This window comes from Acinetobacter sp. A22, assembly GCF_030913345.1.
GTDB lineage: Bacteria > Pseudomonadota > Gammaproteobacteria > Pseudomonadales > Moraxellaceae > Acinetobacter > Acinetobacter junii.
Map to the genome: position 1 here is coordinate 1,894,073 of NZ_CP133162.1, position 16,137 is coordinate 1,910,209.

At 38.2% G+C, this 16,137-nt stretch carries 14 protein-coding genes and 6 tRNA genes; 5 read left to right on the forward strand and 15 right to left on the reverse strand.

Annotated elements, in window-relative coordinates; all coding sequences use genetic code 11:
• Nucleotides 1–53 precede the first annotated feature (53 nt).
• The gene (locus tag Q9Q86_RS09245) at nucleotides 54–839 is read left to right on the forward strand and encodes a YdcF family protein (protein WP_112987284.1); all 786 of its coding nucleotides are present in this window, start codon (nucleotides 54–56) and stop codon (nucleotides 837–839) included.
• 31 nt (nucleotides 840–870) lie between these two features.
• Here Q9Q86_RS09245 and Q9Q86_RS09250 read toward each other — a convergent pair whose 3' ends face one another.
• The 9 genes from Q9Q86_RS09250 to Q9Q86_RS09290 all read right to left on the reverse strand — a co-directional run bounded on the left by Q9Q86_RS09250 (nucleotide 871) and on the right by Q9Q86_RS09290 (nucleotide 3,454).
• Nucleotides 871–1,338 carry a DUF2750 domain-containing protein gene (locus tag Q9Q86_RS09250; RefSeq protein WP_112987283.1) on the reverse strand — a complete coding sequence of 156 codons (468 nt, stop codon included), beginning with the start codon at nucleotides 1,336–1,338 and terminating at the stop codon, nucleotides 871–873.
• A 94-nt stretch (nucleotides 1,339–1,432) separates the two neighbouring features.
• Nucleotides 1,433–1,508, reverse strand: a tRNA-Val gene (locus tag Q9Q86_RS09255).
• A 138-nt stretch (nucleotides 1,509–1,646) separates the two neighbouring features.
• A tRNA-Asp gene (locus Q9Q86_RS09260) sits at nucleotides 1,647–1,723 on the reverse strand.
• A gap of 40 nt (nucleotides 1,724–1,763) precedes the next feature.
• Nucleotides 1,764–1,839, reverse strand: a tRNA-Val gene (locus Q9Q86_RS09265).
• A gap of 79 nt (nucleotides 1,840–1,918) precedes the next feature.
• Nucleotides 1,919–1,995 (reverse strand) — tRNA-Asp (locus Q9Q86_RS09270).
• A gap of 42 nt (nucleotides 1,996–2,037) precedes the next feature.
• Nucleotides 2,038–2,114: transfer RNA gene (locus tag Q9Q86_RS09275), tRNA-Asp, on the reverse strand.
• 23 nt (nucleotides 2,115–2,137) lie between these two features.
• Nucleotides 2,138–2,213, reverse strand: a tRNA-Val gene (locus Q9Q86_RS09280).
• A gap of 169 nt (nucleotides 2,214–2,382) precedes the next feature.
• Complete coding sequence (elsL, locus tag Q9Q86_RS09285; RefSeq protein ID WP_004963873.1) at nucleotides 2,383–2,886, reverse strand: cell wall-recycling L,D-carboxypeptidase ElsL; 504 nt, start codon at nucleotides 2,884–2,886, stop codon at nucleotides 2,383–2,385.
• A gap of 196 nt (nucleotides 2,887–3,082) precedes the next feature.
• Nucleotides 3,083–3,454, reverse strand: a complete 372-nt coding sequence (locus Q9Q86_RS09290) for a YbaN family protein (protein ID WP_042893785.1) — start codon at nucleotides 3,452–3,454, stop codon at nucleotides 3,083–3,085.
• 101 nt (nucleotides 3,455–3,555) lie between these two features.
• Between Q9Q86_RS09290 and Q9Q86_RS09295 the strand changes: the two genes are divergently transcribed.
• From Q9Q86_RS09295 to dapE, 3 genes are all read left to right on the forward strand, one after another.
• Nucleotides 3,556–4,413, forward strand: coding sequence for a DUF1853 family protein (locus tag Q9Q86_RS09295; RefSeq protein ID WP_112986170.1), 858 nt, complete (start codon nucleotides 3,556–3,558; stop codon nucleotides 4,411–4,413).
• 118 nt (nucleotides 4,414–4,531) lie between these two features.
• Nucleotides 4,532–4,675, forward strand: coding sequence for an entericidin A/B family lipoprotein (locus Q9Q86_RS09300; protein WP_171293769.1), 144 nt, complete (start codon nucleotides 4,532–4,534; stop codon nucleotides 4,673–4,675).
• Between the two features lie 124 nt (nucleotides 4,676–4,799).
• Nucleotides 4,800–5,936 (forward strand): succinyl-diaminopimelate desuccinylase, encoded by a 1,137-nt coding sequence (gene dapE, locus Q9Q86_RS09305; RefSeq protein WP_112986172.1) that lies wholly within the window; start codon nucleotides 4,800–4,802, stop codon nucleotides 5,934–5,936.
• Between the two features lie 46 nt (nucleotides 5,937–5,982).
• Here the strand turns inward: dapE and Q9Q86_RS09310 are convergent, their stop codons facing one another.
• The 6 genes from Q9Q86_RS09310 to pilG form a co-directional block, all read right to left on the reverse strand.
• Nucleotides 5,983–6,441, reverse strand: coding sequence for a hypothetical protein (locus Q9Q86_RS09310; protein ID WP_112986173.1), 459 nt, complete (start codon nucleotides 6,439–6,441; stop codon nucleotides 5,983–5,985).
• A gap of 13 nt (nucleotides 6,442–6,454) precedes the next feature.
• The gene (locus tag Q9Q86_RS09315; protein ID WP_112986174.1) at nucleotides 6,455–11,518 is read right to left on the reverse strand and encodes an Hpt domain-containing protein; all 5,064 of its coding nucleotides are present in this window, start codon (nucleotides 11,516–11,518) and stop codon (nucleotides 6,455–6,457) included.
• A 154-nt stretch (nucleotides 11,519–11,672) separates the two neighbouring features.
• The gene (locus Q9Q86_RS09320) at nucleotides 11,673–13,760 is read right to left on the reverse strand and encodes a methyl-accepting chemotaxis protein (RefSeq protein WP_112986175.1); all 2,088 of its coding nucleotides are present in this window, start codon (nucleotides 13,758–13,760) and stop codon (nucleotides 11,673–11,675) included.
• Nucleotides 13,761–13,806: 46 nt separating this feature from the next.
• Nucleotides 13,807–14,343 carry a chemotaxis protein CheW gene (locus Q9Q86_RS09325; RefSeq protein WP_004908738.1) on the reverse strand — a complete coding sequence of 179 codons (537 nt, stop codon included), beginning with the start codon at nucleotides 14,341–14,343 and terminating at the stop codon, nucleotides 13,807–13,809.
• Between the two features lie 38 nt (nucleotides 14,344–14,381).
• Complete coding sequence (locus Q9Q86_RS09330) at nucleotides 14,382–14,744, reverse strand: PleD family two-component system response regulator (RefSeq protein WP_004664659.1); 363 nt, start codon at nucleotides 14,742–14,744, stop codon at nucleotides 14,382–14,384.
• Between the two features lie 20 nt (nucleotides 14,745–14,764).
• The gene (gene pilG / locus Q9Q86_RS09335; protein WP_004640629.1) at nucleotides 14,765–15,148 is read right to left on the reverse strand and encodes a twitching motility response regulator PilG; all 384 of its coding nucleotides are present in this window, start codon (nucleotides 15,146–15,148) and stop codon (nucleotides 14,765–14,767) included.
• A gap of 279 nt (nucleotides 15,149–15,427) precedes the next feature.
• On the opposite strand from pilG, the gene Q9Q86_RS09340 reads away from it, so the two are divergent.
• Nucleotides 15,428–16,096, forward strand: a complete 669-nt coding sequence (locus Q9Q86_RS09340; protein ID WP_112986176.1) for a hypothetical protein — start codon at nucleotides 15,428–15,430, stop codon at nucleotides 16,094–16,096.
• The last annotated feature ends 41 nt before the right edge of the window (nucleotides 16,097–16,137 follow it).

The following is a 16,137-nucleotide window of genomic DNA, read 5'->3' on the forward strand; positions in this document are numbered from 1 at the left end:
TCGATGAATTTTGCATACACTTAGCACGTTTTATATCGCTTACGAAAAAGATTATGCAAGCAAGCTCATGGATTCGTATCATTTTAGCTATAGTCGGTTCTATTTTATTCCTAGATGGAGCTATTCTAATTGCGCTTAAAAAGGTTCACATCGGTACAGTTTTACCCTTTTTAATTGGACTATTTTTCTGTATTTACGCTTATTTCTATTATCATTTTGAACGGTTTTTCTTTTATCACTTCCGTATGCATTCTATTTGGCGCTTTGCATGGGCGTGTTTTTGGATTTGGATCATTAGTCTAGGATATTTCTTTAATTATCTGACAGATAACAATCAGAAACCGCAATCTATTCGACCTGTTAAAGCAATTATTGTTTTAGGAACGGGCATCGAAAATGGTCAACCATCAGCAACACTTGCAAAACGTCTTGATCGTGCAGCACCTTTGGCAAAAGCGCAACCAGATGCAAAAGTGATTGTCTCTGGTGGAATTGATTTTGGCGAGAAAGATAGCGAAGCAATTGTTATGTCACGCTATTTGCAGCAAAAACATCAAATCCCTGCCACTCAGATTTTACTCGAAGACAAAAGCACCAGCACTGAACTTAACCTCAAGAATAGTCAGCCTTTGCTATCAGCGCATCACATTACTCTGCAACAACCCATTGCAATCGTAACCAGTGACTTTCATACCTTACGTGCGCAAGCGATTGCAAAAAAACAAGGTTATAGCCAAACCATTTTACTTGGATCAACTACGCCTTTAAGCACTCGATATAATGCATGGTTAAGAGAGTATTTCGCTTATGCAAGCGGATGGATATTAAATGAATATTGATTGGGGGGCTCTGCCCCAATCTTTTTTTGATTTAATTATGCAAACGGATATCACGTGGCAGGGGCAATTTTAACTCAGCAAATACATCAGGGCGCTGTAAATAGACTTGATAAAGAAAGTTCTTAATATCTAACAATAATGTATCCGGTGGCACTAATAAATTATTACCTTCAGGTGTCAGATCTAAAGAAAGGATCGTATTATTTTCCTTTAAAAAGGGAATCATCTTTTCAATAAAAGACAATAATGGAACTTCCTGTAGATGATAGTTTGCCCAATTATCTTTAATTAATAATTTTGCCAATCCTTTACTTTGCCAGATTGATAAAGCATGTTGCCCAGAAGGTGTTGCACACAACGCCCACCCATCATGATACAAAGCAATCACTTGACGCTGCATAACAATTTGTTCAATGAACTGACGATAAGTATCTTTTGGAGAAAGATTAGAATTAGTTTGAGATTTCGACGCAGCCTTGCGTTGATAAGGATTTCTCATAAATCACTTCAATTTTAGAATCATTATTGCGGCTAATGATAAAAGAAATGACTTAAAATCACAATCAAGATAGCAAGATATTGTATGGAAGTTATGGTGGGCGCTGACGGGATCGAACCGCCGACATTCTGCTTGTAAGGCAGACGCTCTACCAACTGAGCTAAGCGCCCTGAGCGAGGTAACAAAGCTTGGCTTTGTCTGAGCGCAAGAGAAAAATCTTTGATTTCCCTAATGGCATCTCGTATCAGAGATCAAGTATAAAGATACTTGTTAAAACATTTATTTTCTTGAATAAGGTATCAAGAAAATGGCGCAGCGGACGGGGCTCGAACCCGCGACCCTCGGCGTGACAGGCCGATATTCTAACCAACTGAACTACCGCTGCACTGGGTAACTATCTATTTGATAGTTAATGTCACAAATTATGGTGGGCGCTGACGGGATCGAACCGCCGACATTCTGCTTGTAAGGCAGACGCTCTACCAACTGAGCTAAGCGCCCTGAGCGAGGTAACAAAGCTTGGCTTTGTTTAAGTAAACGTCTAATTTACTTAACTCCAACTGAATTTGCAATCCTAAAGTGGCGCAGCGGACGGGGCTCGAACCCGCGACCCTCGGCGTGACAGGCCGATATTCTAACCAACTGAACTACCGCTGCACTATGATCTTGCAATTTCAGAAACGATTATTAAAACTTAAGTGGCGCAGCGGACGGGGCTCGAACCCGCGACCCTCGGCGTGACAGGCCGATATTCTAACCAACTGAACTACCGCTGCACTTGAGTTTTAACGTAAAGGCTTGGTGGGCGCTGACGGGATCGAACCGCCGACATTCTGCTTGTAAGGCAGACGCTCTACCAACTGAGCTAAGCGCCCTTAACGTCTTCATCGTTTGTGAGGTGCATTATAGAGAATCTTTACAGCCTGTCAAACGCTTTTCCTCATCTTTTCTAAAAAAACAGTGTGAATGATTAAAAAATAGGTAATTCACGATAAAATCTAATATTTCAGTATTTTATTTAAACACTTATTCGATTTCTAACAGCTAAATTTCTAAAGGCGATTCAGAAATGTAGACCAGTGCATGTTCAGGAACCAGTTCAAACAATTCAAGAATCTCATCATTCTGCATACGAATACAGCCATGCGACATTGGAATACCCATTGGTTGGCTTTCAGGTGTTCCATGAATATAGATATATCGATTGAACGTGTCGCAGCCCTCACCTTTATTAAAACCAACTTCTAAGCCATCTAGCCAAAGAATACGAGATAAAATCCAATCCCGTTCTGGAAACTGTTCCGCTAATTGCTGATTATAAATTTCACCCGTAGGTTGACGAGCGATGAAGACTGAATTCTTTGCTGCTTTCTGACCGATTTTCTGAGCAACACGATGCCAGCCTCGTGGTGTTTTACCACTATTTTCTTGTTCACCAATGCCATTCTTGCCAGATGAAATCACATAGAACTTATTATGTTTGGGCAAATATAAGGTTTGTTGTGCTAGATCGATCAAAATATCAGCTTGTTCGATGGTATACGACATTTTTATCTCAAGATTAAATAACGCTAAATTATTTCAACACAAATCATAGCTGATTTCTGTAGTTTTGATTTTTTAAAAACTTGGATCTATCGGCGTTTAAAATGACTAAAAAATGATGATTATTCTCATTGTAGCATTTGGTTTGTTAAATTTAAGCGTAAATCAACGCAGCATTAAAGCCATCTCTCAGATTTACTTAATCATTTTTTGAATCAGGCTCAGGGCGTGACCACAGCCAAATTGCAACGATCAACATCGTCACATCAGTGAATACTTTGACTAAGATTGGTGCATTGGTAAATAACATCAAAACTCCACTGATTAGCATCATAATTGATGCAATCCATTTTGCTTTGCGTGGCACAGTGCCACATTCACGCCAGTTGCGTAAAGTAGCTCCATATTTGGGATGATTGAGTAACCAAGCATCCATTTGTGGCCATCCTTTTGATGCAGCCCAAGCAGCAAGTATCAAGAAAACCGTTGTTGGCATACCTGGCAAAATTGCACCAATAATACCGAGCGTAATGAAAATTACGACCAGACTTCGCCAAAATAAAGTTTTCATTGCGCTATTAACCAATACGTCAACACAAGCGTGCTAGTATAAAGTGTTTTTAAGCTGCTTTCTTAAACTTGGCTGGCTTATTTCTATGATTGGATTAAATGATGTCTGAAGCCGATTCTACGCCGCTGTTTTTTGAACCTTGGATACAATTTAAAACTCCAATCGTCAGGCAGCTCGCATTTTGCATCTCGAGCCCGAATATCCTTTCACAAAAGCCACATGAATTAGTAATAAAAAACAATTTTGAGCTACACGATGACCATCATTGGCAAGAGCTTTACCAATCCTACGAAGCACGTTTATTTCAGTTAGATGATGATCCAAGCCCTTTGATCGAATTTATAGCTCGCTTAAAAAGCACACGACTTGGGTTGCGTTTCGAAAATTTACTGTGGTTTTGGCTTTTAGATCAGGATTTTCATCATTATCAATTACTTGGTCATAGCATACAAATCATCAACGGCGCAGTAACAATTGGAGAGCTCGATTTTTTAATTTTAAATCAGCGAAGTAATGAAATTGAACATTGGGAAGTGGCATTAAAGTATTATCTAGGTGAAATGGATCTAGAATTAAAACATTGGTACGGGCTCAACCGACAAGATACATTGAACAGGAAATTACAACATTTCACTGAACGACAATTTCAGTTTTCTGAAATAAATGATTATAAAATTCAAAGAAAATTTTGTGTTTTAAAAGGTCAATTGTATTTACCGACTGTTTGCAACGGTCAACGCCCCCTCCCCACATGGATAAATAATCGTCGCAGAATAGGAAAATGGGGAACACATATTCCAATCGCTCAATATCATCGCTTACAACGGCATGAATGGTTGTGCCCAAATCGTGAAGTAAGTTCTACCTCAACTAAATGGTGGACAGATGGGCTCTATCACGATCCCAATAGTGAACCTCAGTTTTATATGTTTAGGACATCATTGTTCAAGCAAACTTAAGTTGTTTAACTTTTATAAAGTAACATTTCATAACAGTTCTACAAACAAACCATCATGTTCATTTTATAGTATTTTTTTTAGCCTCTAAGAACATCATAATTACATTTAAACGGAGAAGATGATGAAAAAAATCTTAGTTGTTTCGATCATGACTGCTTTTGTTTTAACTGGTTGTAATACATTTAAAGGTTTTGGTCAGGACGTATCTAAAGCAGGTGACAAAGTTACTCAGACTGCTGAAAAAACTCAAGAAAAAATGTAATCTTGATCCAGTAAGTTCATAAAACCTTATCTCATCTCAGATAAGGTTTATTTTTACATACCTTTCTTAATCAGATTCCCCTATTATATCGGTTCAGAATTCACCAGATTTAGCTACATCTCGCATGAACCAGCATTCCGATACTTTAGAACTCAGTTTACAACTTCTTCGTCAACCTTCTGTCACTCCAGTCGATCATGATTGTCAAAAAATCATGGCTGATCGATTAGAGAAAGCAGGTTTTAAAATTGAAAATATGCGCTTTGAAGACGTTGATAATCTTTGGGCACGTCGGGGTACAGAACAACCTGTTTTTTGTTTTGCTGGGCACACAGATGTAGTCCCAACAGGTCATTTAGATGCATGGAACTCAGATCCATTTCTGCCAAGCATCCGAGATGGCAAGTTATATGGTCGTGGTTCAGCTGATATGAAAACAGCTTTGGCAGCAATGGTTGTTGCTTCTGAGCGTTTCGTAGCAAAACATCCAAATCATAAAGGTTCTATTGCGTTCTTAATTACCTCTGATGAAGAAGGCCCATCAATCAATGGTACTGTCAAAGTTGTTGAAACCTTAGAAGCGCGCAATGAGAAAATGACGTGGTGTCTTGTTGGAGAACCTTCGAGTACTCATCAATTGGGTGACATTGTAAAAAATGGTCGTCGTGGATCTTTAAATGCAGTTTTAACCATCCACGGCAAGCAAGGACATGTGGCTTATCCTCATCTTGCACAGAATCCAATTCACCTCGCCTCTAAAGCAATTAATGAGTTATGTGAAACAGTTTGGGACAATGGTAATGAATATTTCCCTGCAACCTCTTTCCAAATCTCAAATATTCATGCAGGAACTGGCGCAACCAATGTCGTACCAGGGACTTTGAAAGTGACTTTTAACTTCCGTTATTCGACTGAAGTTACAGCTGAAATATTAAAACAACGTGTTATCGAAACTTTAGATAAACACCAATTAACCTACGACATTCAATGGACCTTGTCTGGTTTACCATTCCTTACACCTGTTGGTGAGTTGGTGAATGCAGCAAAAACAGCCATTAAAAATGTAACAGGCATTGAAACCGAACTTTCAACGAGTGGCGGTACTTCAGATGGTCGTTTTATCGCACCAACTGGCGCGCAAGTACTAGAACTAGGGGTTTTAAATGCAACCATTCACCAGATTAACGAACATGTCAACGTAGATGAGCTTGATCCATTAACTGATATTTATGAGCAGATTTTAGAAAATTTATTAACTTAATCCTGTGCATTAAAAAAGGAACTCTATTTTGAGTTCCTTTTTTATTTTATAAACCTAGCTTGGTTTGAATATGCTGTAAATTAGGTACGTAAAATTGCTTCTCTCCCATTTTTACATACTTGAAGACCGTACTATCATTAATATCACGTTCTTCATCTACCATTTCTGAGATACGTAAACGAATAGATTCTGGCATTTCGTTGCATACCAAAGCAAAGCGTTCTGAAACATCATCACCCTCAATGACCAAAGCAACAGCTTCTTCTAACTTTGGATCATTAACAGCAAAGACAGGTAGCTTTAGATCATGCCACTCAATGAAATCCACATTGGTTTCAGTATCCATTGCTGAAAGCACAATATTTTGTGGTAATAACATTGGAACATTATCAAAACAATCAATAATATAGGCATCAATAAAACCAGTAGATACTGTAATTAAATGCTGTAATTCTTGTTGGTTAATTTGTCCCAATCCAGCAGTGTTCGCATTTTTTTTTGCCATTCGTTTCTACCTCTCAGCGAACCGTAAGTAAACTTTCGATATTTTCCAAAAGTGTTTCCTCTTGGAACGGTTTACCCATGTATTGACTTACACCCAATGACAATGCTCGTTCACGATGTTTCTCACCAGTACGTGAGGTAATCATAATAATAGGTAAATCTCGGTGCAACTCATGATGTCGAACAAGATTCGTCACTTCGAAACCATCCATTCGCGGCATTTCAATATCTAACAACATTAAATCAGGTTTGATTGTTTCAAGTTGTTCAATCGCATCAACACCGTCTTTCGCTGTCACAACATCATAACCATGACGTTCTAATAGACGTGATGTGACTTTTCGTACCGTGACAGAGTCATCGACAATCATAATCAAGCGACGTTCATCATAACGCTGTTTGGTATAGGTATCATCAGCTTGTTTACTGCGATGAGTTGACTGCGCCTGACGAGCAATAGTTTGCCCATCTAGAATCAAACAGACTTGTCCATCACCTAGAATCGTCGCTCCTGCAATCACACCAATACTCGAGAACTGTTGTCCAATAGGTTTCACAACAATTTGGCCACGAGAACCGATCAATTGATCAACCAGTAAAGCCGTGGTTTGACCTTGCGCACCTTTAACCAAAAGTACAGGCAGAGAATGCACCATTCCACTTAAGCGTGGAATTGGTTGACCTGCTACAAACTCAGATAAATAACGTAAGCGATATTTCTCTTGATCAATTGTGAAGTAATCATCCTGACCTTCGAAATATTGTTCTAAAGCTGCAGGAGAAATACGCACGATACGATCAATTTGTGCAAGAGGGAATGCAAATTGCTGATCACCCGCTTTCACCATTAACGCATCACTAACCGCCACAGTTGTTGGGACACGAATTGTGAAAGTTGTTCCCTTACCAAGCGTTGAGTCTACACTGACGTGACCACCTAATGCTTTGATATCACTTTGTACAACGTCAAGACCTACACCACGACCTGAAATCTGCGTAACCTGTGCAGCCGTACTAAATCCTGGGTGGAAAATAAATTGTAAGATTTCTTCTTGTTCAAGCTTTTGATCTTTGGTCATCAAACCCGTTTGAATAGCTTTCTGCTTGATACGGCTAACATCAATACCTTTACCATCATCACTGAATGTCACAACAACATCAGTCCCTTGACGACCGATATTTAATACAATATGACCTGTTTCTGGTTTATTGGCTTGCAAACGTTGCTCACGATCTTCAATACCATGGTCAATCGCATTACGTAACATATGTTCGAAAGGCGCAATCAATCTTTCGAGAATACTACGATCAAGTTCACCCTCAGTATTATTCACCACCAATTCTGTTGGACGATTCAATGTGGATGCTGTTTGACGAACAATACGCTGTAATCGTGGTAGCAATCTTGAGAAAGGTACTAGACGAGTTCTCATCAAGCTTTCCTGAATTTCCGCTTGAATACGAGACTGCTGTAATAACAGACCTTCAGTATCACGGATCTTTTCAGATAAAGTTGTTTTGAAATCGACTAAGTCAGATGCCGATTCAGCTAAAGATTTCGATAATTGATTGAGTGAAGAATATTGGTCCATCTCTAATGGATCGAAATCCTCATAACGTGAATTTTCACCGCCATGACGAGCAATAATTTGACTTTCTAACTCACCTTCCATTCGACGCAACTGATCAGCCAAACGCTTAATCGCTAGCTCCATCTCAGTTAGAGTTCCACCTAACTGTCCCAAGTCCATCTCAATACGCGAACGGTTGATCGCATTCTCGCCTGATAAATCAATCATTTTTTCAATGACATCAGCAGAAACACGGATCATTTCATTGTTCTGTTCGATACGCTCAGAACTTTCCCACTCACCAAACATTGATGGTGGCTCAGTACCATCACCTTGCACAAACTCCATCGTATATTCAGGAGTAAATACATCTTTAGCAGAGATTTTTTGTGGAAGCTGTGCAGAAACATCAACGAATTCGATATTTTCTAAACTATGTTTTAAACCATCAAAATTGGCGTATTGACGTTTGAAAATAGCGTCATGTAACCACGTTAATGCTGTATTGAGTAAATTATCATAAACATTAGAGTTGAAATGATGTAAACCAAACTGCTCAAAGGTATTTTCCAAATGATAAGCAATAACACCAACTGCTTCGAGTTGAGCCATGCGTGCTCCACCCTTTAAACTGTGGGCATTACGCTGCAACTGCAATAACAAGCTACGATTACCACGTTGTTCAAACCATTGTTTTAATAAACTTTGAGCTTGTTCTAGTAATTCTTCTGCTTCTTCAAGGAAAGTTTCTTCGACAAGTGAACGTACTTCCTCATCGGCATTTTGAGATGTTTCGAGAGCATTCTGCTCAATCGTAGCTGCAACTTCACCGTCAATTTCAATGGTTGGACTAGATGTCTCAGTCACCAAAGAAGTAGTCGCATCATAGTGATCTTGCGGTTGGCTATCAACAACTTCAACAGACTGCACAAGTGTGGAAGAAACTGATTCTAAAACAGAACCTTGATGTTGCTGCTGTAGAAGATTTACGACATGTACTGATGGATAATCGATTTGTTGATCACGAATTGTTTGAACACGATCAGCAATGTCATCTTGTACCAATCTTATTAATGCGATCAGCTCAGAAGATGCGTGAAGTTGCTGATTAATGAGCTTTTCGTAAATTGTTTCTAGCTCATGTGCGATTAGTCCCATATGCGTTGCTTGAATCATATTTGATCCACCTTTTAAGGTGTGCAAATAACGCATAAGATTTTTTAATGCAGCTAAATTGGTATGATCAGCAGTCCAAAGACTTAAATCTGAATCAATACCAGCAAGTAACTCGTCCGCCTCATCTAAGAAGATATCAAGTAAGTCTGGATCAAAATTACGATTTGAATCACTAGATTGTAGTAGTTGTTTGTCTAAAGCCAGTTGTTGAGCAAAATCTGTTACATCTACTGTATTACTGATGGTCGTTTGACTATTGTCATCAGATGAAAGGGCTTCAACCTCGTCACTTTCAATAATGATTTCACTGTTATTTAAGCTTAGCTCTTGGTCTTGCACATCAAGTATTAATTCTTGCTCAGCTTTTTGCTCGTGTGAAACTTCAGATACTTGTGACGAATCCGATGCACCTACGCCTTTTAACAAACCCAAAACATGAGTTGAAGGATAATCAACTTGATGATCTTTAATAGTTTGAATACGATCAGCAATATCATCCTGTACAGCACGAATTAAATTAACTAAAGCAGAGGAAGCCTGTATCTGTTGATTGATTAACTTCTCATAAATAGTTTCCAGCTCATGTGCAATCAACCCAATATGCCTTGCTTGAATCATATTTGACCCACCTTTTAAGGTGTGTAAATAACGCATCAAATTCTTTAGAGCATTTAGATTTTGTTGATCAGATGACCATGTCGTTAAATCTGCATCGATACCAGCGAGTAACTCATCAGCCTCTTCAAGGAAGATATCTAAAAGATCAGGGTCAAAATCTCGATTGGACTCATTAGAGTCAATCATTTGCTTATCAAGCGCAAACTGCGTTGAGAGATCATTTACCGTTGTATGTTCACTAATATCTGACGTGTCAGGCTGATCTTGAGTGACTTCAACAATCTCGGCAGGTAATTCATCACTTGATGCAACACTTTCAACATTCTGCTGAGTAAATGAACTCAGTTCATTGAGAATACGCTCATGAACTTTAGTCAACGTCACCCGTTGTCCTGCTGCCAACGTATCAAATAACTGAATAAAGTGTTGATGAACTTGCTGATATAACTCAAAAGCATAATCAAGATTTAATAAACTCGGTTTGAATAGAATATCTTGATAACTTGAACGCAACAAACTCGTATATTGGTACATCCCAATTGTGGCATGGTGATGAGTATGTTGTAATAAAAGCTCTGTTTGCTTGCTTAGTGTTTGAATATACTGAGGAAATTCACTGCGGGCACGCTTTTCAAAATCAAACTCCACATCAAGTAGATCATTGATATCAAGCTCTAATAATTGAGAAACAAGACCTTGAGGACGTACGGTATCGCCTTGTTTGTCTTCTAATTGAAAATCATAACTATCCCAAGCAACATTGAAGGTATCAAAAATTTCATCAAACTTTTGCTTTGGACCTTCTTGTTTAAGTGTGTGTAAATAATCACGCACAAACTGAGCATAATGGATGAGTAATGCAGTTTCATCCGAACTTGAATCTAATTCTTCTTGTAAGAGCGTTTTGAATAAGTTCTCAACTTTTGAACTTGCATCAAATACCTGATCTACATGTGCCATAGCTGAACTACCACGCAAGGTATGTAAAGCTCGAATCAAGGTATTGTAATTATCATTTGTTGGACGATCTTTTAACAAAAATTGATCAATCGTTGCTAAATGATCTTCCGACTCTTCTAAGAAGATTGCTAAAGTTTCTTTTATTAAACCATCTTCTTCAGTTTGGTCTTCAACAAGATTTTCTTCATTAGAAACAGCTTTTGCTTCTTCCAAACTATCGTCAGCACTTACTTCCAAACCTGTCATGACATCTTCTTTATCTAAAGTAACTGACAGTTGTAGCAATTCGGCTAAAGCAGGCTCAAGGTTTTGTTCTTTTTGTAGTTGCTGCCCCAATAACACTAATGGTTTTAAATTAATATGATGAGCTTGAACTGATTTAAAATCTTGGACGAGTTTAAATCTATAGACATTAAATACCGTTTGTACATATTGCTGAATATTCTGATCCAGTGAAATGGTACCTGCAATTATGCGATTCAGAGTATCTTCAACAGTCCATGCCAATTCGCCTGACGATTTCGCACCGACCATTCGACCAGAACCTTTCAATGTATGAAAGTGGCGGCGAATATCTGTAATTACATCTTTTTGATCAGGATGTTCGATCCATTGAACTAATAATGGTTCTAATTCGACAAAAATCTCATCTAACTCTTCAATAAAAATATCAAGAATCTCTGAGTCCTGCTCAAGATAACTGTCTTCAGGAAGCGTCATCGTTTCAACTAATGTTTTTAATATTTCTTTCATAGCGGCTTCTTTCGTTTTTATCCACTAATTGTGGCTTAAAAATACGTGTACCAACCGTACAAGATGTCGTTCCATATACTCATCATCTTGCCGAGATATTCTAAATTTCATTTCAGTCAGAGGGTTGATTCTCAGCAACCCTCTGACTCAATGTTTATTCAGGTAACTTAAAGTCAGTTACAGACTCACGTAATGATTCAGCCATGCTTGCCAATTCAGAAACAGAACGAGCTGTATCGAAGGTTGCAGTAGTCGTTTGAGATGTAATTTCTTGAACGACGTTCATCGTAGTTGCAATATGACTTGCTGAAGCAGATTGTAGTTTTGCGGCATCAGAAATGCTTGCAATCAATTTCGCTAAGTCGCCAGATACCGTTTGAATTTCGTCAAGTGCGATACCTGCATCTTTTGCCAAGTTTGCACCGCGAACAACCTCTGCCGTTGTTTGTTCCATTGAAATTACGGCTTCATTGGTATCTGTTTGAATTGTTTTTACCAATCCTTCAATCTGTTTAGTTGCTGATGCTGAACGTTCAGCTAGACGTTGTACCTCATCCGCAACTACCGCGAAACCACGACCAGCTTCACCAGCCATCGATGCTTGAATTGCTGCGTTTAATGCCAAGATGTTCGTTTGATCGGCAATATCATTAATCAACGATACGATGTTACCAATTTCTTGAGAAGATTCACCCAAACGTTTAATACGTTTAGAGGTTTCCTGAATCTGCTCACGAATATGATCCATACCTTCGATTGAACGGTTTACAACATCTGCCCCGTTTGATGCAATTTGTACAGAACGCAATGCTACATCAGCAGATTCAGAAGCGTTGGCAGATACTTGGTCAATTGACAATGCCATTTCATTCATTGCAGCAGATGCACCTGCAATTTCTTGTGCTTGGTGCTCAGAAGCTTCAGCTAACTGGTTAGTAATATTCTGTGTATCTTGCGTGTATCGTGCAACTTCTTGAGATGTCTCAGTGATTCGAGAAACTAGATCTCGTAACTGATCAATTGCGAAGTTAATCGAGTCGGCAATCGCACCCGTAAAGTCTTCTGATACTGTTGCATAAGAACGTAAGTCACCGTCAGCTAAGTCGGCAATCTCATCAAGTAAACGTAGAATCGCATTTTGGTTACGGTCATATTCATCTTGTAAACGAGTTACACGCTCTTTATCAGTATTACTACGTAATGCGAGTAATTGTAACGCAGAGAAAACCAATAGTCCCAAAGCACCAATTAATACGATACCTGCAACAACATTACCCCAACCACCCTCTGCTTTATCAGATAATGCATTTAATGACCCAAGTAAGGCATCTGACTGAGAGAAAATTTGAGATGAAGCTTGACGAACACGAACGATTTGATTGGCATTCTGTAATACTGTTTCTGCAGCTGATTTTAGAACAGCATCATAATCAGATTTAATGCTATCCACAGATTCACGTAAATCAGGTGATTCGATACGATCTACACCAAGTTCAGCACTACCATTTAATTGAGCATTTAAGTAAACACCAAAAGTATCAATATCAGCACCGAAGTCATTTGCAGAGATATTAGAGTTATCCGTACCTACTAGTACTGAGTTAATTGAACGTAAAATACGTTCTGCAATAAACACTTGGTTTTTAGTGATAATTACCTGACTACTTGGCATGTTCTCACGAACCATTTGATCAACCATCAAGTTATACTCAGCCTGAATCTCAGGAATCGTTTCACTGATGGAAATGTTCGTATCATAAAGCTGATTAATGACTTTTTGTTGTGAAGCAATTAAATCAATGTTTTTAGAAACATTAGTCCAAAGTTCATTTACTTTTTTGTACTCTGTTGAGCCTTTACCATAAACATTCTCAACAAGTTCCAAGTTCTCAGCAAATCGTTTTTCTGACTCAACCAAACTCTTCATCGCTTCAGGTGTACCTGAAGCCGTTGCCTCTGTTGCTTGGCGCGAAATCATCTGCGATAACAAACGCAACTCGCCCAAACTACGAGTTAATTGGTTTGAACGTGGAACACTGACAAAAAGGTAAATTAAGAGGATAACTGCTAGAGCTAAAGCGATTAAAGCTCGATAAAGAATCGGTCTAGATTTCTCAGTTTCACCGAATAATCGTGAAAACTGATCTAATTGAGTGCGTATTTTTTCTAAAAATGCGCTGCTCTTCTTAGTACCAGAACTATCATTACCACTGCCATTTTTCTTTTTAAGTTTAAAGCCCATACCAGCTTCTCCCCTGAATACGCATTTATGTTCCGTAGCGTAAAAATTAGTTTATAAATTTTATTGATGCATTCATGTATTGAGGGTTTTGCAACAACCGACTCAGTAAAAATACATGCCATTGTTGGTTATGTTGGTGGAAGTATCCCTGACAATACTCTTTGAGCTTATTGTCTAGTTCAGAACTTTGAGAAAAAAAACTCTTTTTATTAAAGTGCTGAATCCCCAAAACTTGGTCTACAACCAAACCAACATAATGATCTTGATGGCTTATACAAATTACTTTTTGCGTTGGTGAAAATTGGCTCCTTTGTCCTGAAATAAAATGTGTTAAATCAGAAACTGAGAGCAACCGCCCACGAATATTTGCCAAACCACGCACCCATGATTGAGTATTTGGTACAGGAGTATATTTCGGTGGATAAATCACCTCCGAAATTTCCCCAAGTGGCGCAACAAAATATTGCCCTAACATCTCAAATGCAATACCAGACCAACGACTGACTTCATTTTGTGTTGAAGCGTATTGTTTATTGCCTCGCTTGGATAAGCGAAGCAATTCGATAAATCCATTTGCAGCCATAACCTATCCCATATTGAGTATTGAAAAGGCTCGTACAATTAACTTAATAGTTGCTTGATCACATCTATCAGTTGCTGTTCATCAATAGGCTTAGTTAAGTAATCACAAGCACCTTGACGTTTACCCCATACTCTGTCTGTCGCTTGATCTTTGGTACTTACAATCACGACTGGAATATGTTGTGTATCCTTACCTTTACTGATTTGACGTGTTGCTTGAAAGCCATTCATCCCTGGCATTACCACATCCATTAACACAAGGTCTGGTAACTCAGCCTGTGCCATTGTTACACCGTCAGCACCATTAGTTGCTTCTAAAACTTCATAACCGTGCTTTGTCAAAATTTCTCTAAAACGAAACGTTTCAGTAGGAGAATCATCTACAATAAGTATACGAGCCATTTTTTCCTCGATTTTAAATTTTATGCGCTTACGTGGTTACGAATCGCACTTAACAGCTCATCTTTACTAAATGGCTTAGTTAAATATTCATCTGACCCCACGACACGCCCTTTGGCTTGATCAAACAAACCATCTTTGCTTGATAACATGATTACTGGAATATTTTGATAATTTAGAGAGTTTTTAATTAATGCACAGGTTTGGTAACCATCTAGACGAGGCATCATAATATCGACAAATACGATATCAGGATTTGCTTCCGCAATTTTCGATAATGCTTCAAAACCATCGACAGCTGTAATCACCTCACAACCTTCGCGTTGTAACAGTGTCTCAGCTGTACGTCGAATCGTTTTAGAATCGTCAATCACCATTACTTTTAAATTTTGAAATTTATCTTCCATTTATTGTCCTGCCCCATTCACTCAATACAAATTATGGTTGTTTAATTTGTTTTATACAGACTATTTGATATTTTTAACATATCTTTACTTGCATTATCAATGAAGTTTTTTGAACCAAATTATCAGTTTTTCAAAACAATACCAAGCAGTTCACACTTTTCATCAAATTCCTATTTTTTTTGCATAAGAAGTATTTTTAATTGTATAAATAGCTACTAATATACTACAGATTATTTTTTAAAAATAAGTGATTTAATTAACTTTTTATCGGGGAATGTAATGACTGGTTCGTTAAAGTGCGGTTTCCGCATTCGTCACTTTACAACGATTGCTCGTAATTACATTTGCGCATTTTTTTTATGTTTTTTTTATACATCAACTTTCGCAGCAACTGATCAACCCAAAGCAGCATGGTATCGTTACTACGACAGAAATGGTGTTGCTAATGTTAGTACTTCTGTGACACCAGAGCATATTCGTTATGGGTATGAAGCACTCGATCGTAACATGCAAGTGATCAAACGAAATCAACCATATAATGCGAATAAAGATGTTCAACAAGCATCTCATCGTGAAGCTTTAGCTAGACAACGAGAAAAAGATTTAAAGCTCAAACGTGCCTATGGAAGTGCAAAAATTGCAGCAATAAAACGCGATCAAATGTTAGCAAACATTAAAAAGCAGTTGAATTATCAGCAGAACCAATTACAACAGTTACAACGCGATAAGATCGGCTTCAAGCGTCAAGAAATGGATTATCATCGCAAAGGAGAATCAATTCCAGCATCACTCAAAAACAATTTAGCCAATAATGCTCAAAATATTGATAATGTAAAAAACACTGTTGAAAGTTTACGTAATAGCTATCATAAAACTGAGTCAGATTATGCTGAGATCATTCGTCGCTTAAATAAATTAGAACAAGATGAAGCATCTCGTAATCAATAATTACCTCCCCCTCTATACAACTTTCGCTTGAATTGGATGTG

Bases quoted from the DNA above. Each gene is read 5' to 3' on its own strand.
- Q9Q86_RS09340 (WP_112986176.1), top strand. From the start codon at position 15,428: ATGACTGGTTCGTTAAAGTGCGGTTTCCGCATTCGTCACTTTACAACG.
- Q9Q86_RS09315 (WP_112986174.1), bottom strand. From the start codon at position 11,518: ATGAAAGAAATATTAAAAACATTAGTTGAAACGATGACGCTTCCTGAA.
- Q9Q86_RS09320 (WP_112986175.1), bottom strand. From the start codon at position 13,760: ATGGGCTTTAAACTTAAAAAGAAAAATGGCAGTGGTAATGATAGTTCT.
- Q9Q86_RS09310 (WP_112986173.1), bottom strand. From the start codon at position 6,441: ATGGCAAAAAAAAATGCGAACACTGCTGGATTGGGACAAATTAACCAA.
- Q9Q86_RS09300 (WP_171293769.1), top strand. From the start codon at position 4,532: ATGATGAAAAAAATCTTAGTTGTTTCGATCATGACTGCTTTTGTTTTA.
- Q9Q86_RS09245 (WP_112987284.1), top strand. From the start codon at position 54: ATGCAAGCAAGCTCATGGATTCGTATCATTTTAGCTATAGTCGGTTCT.
- dapE (WP_112986172.1), top strand. From the start codon at position 4,800: ATGAACCAGCATTCCGATACTTTAGAACTCAGTTTACAACTTCTTCGT.
- Q9Q86_RS09290 (WP_042893785.1), bottom strand. From the start codon at position 3,454: ATGAAAACTTTATTTTGGCGAAGTCTGGTCGTAATTTTCATTACGCTC.
- Q9Q86_RS09330 (WP_004664659.1), bottom strand. From the start codon at position 14,744: ATGGCTCGTATACTTATTGTAGATGATTCTCCTACTGAAACGTTTCGT.
- Q9Q86_RS09250 (WP_112987283.1), bottom strand. From the start codon at position 1,338: ATGAGAAATCCTTATCAACGCAAGGCTGCGTCGAAATCTCAAACTAAT.
- pilG (WP_004640629.1), bottom strand. From the start codon at position 15,148: ATGGAAGATAAATTTCAAAATTTAAAAGTAATGGTGATTGACGATTCT.
- Q9Q86_RS09295 (WP_112986170.1), top strand. From the start codon at position 3,556: ATGTCTGAAGCCGATTCTACGCCGCTGTTTTTTGAACCTTGGATACAA.
- elsL (WP_004963873.1), bottom strand. From the start codon at position 2,886: ATGTCGTATACCATCGAACAAGCTGATATTTTGATCGATCTAGCACAA.
- Q9Q86_RS09325 (WP_004908738.1), bottom strand. From the start codon at position 14,343: ATGGCTGCAAATGGATTTATCGAATTGCTTCGCTTATCCAAGCGAGGC.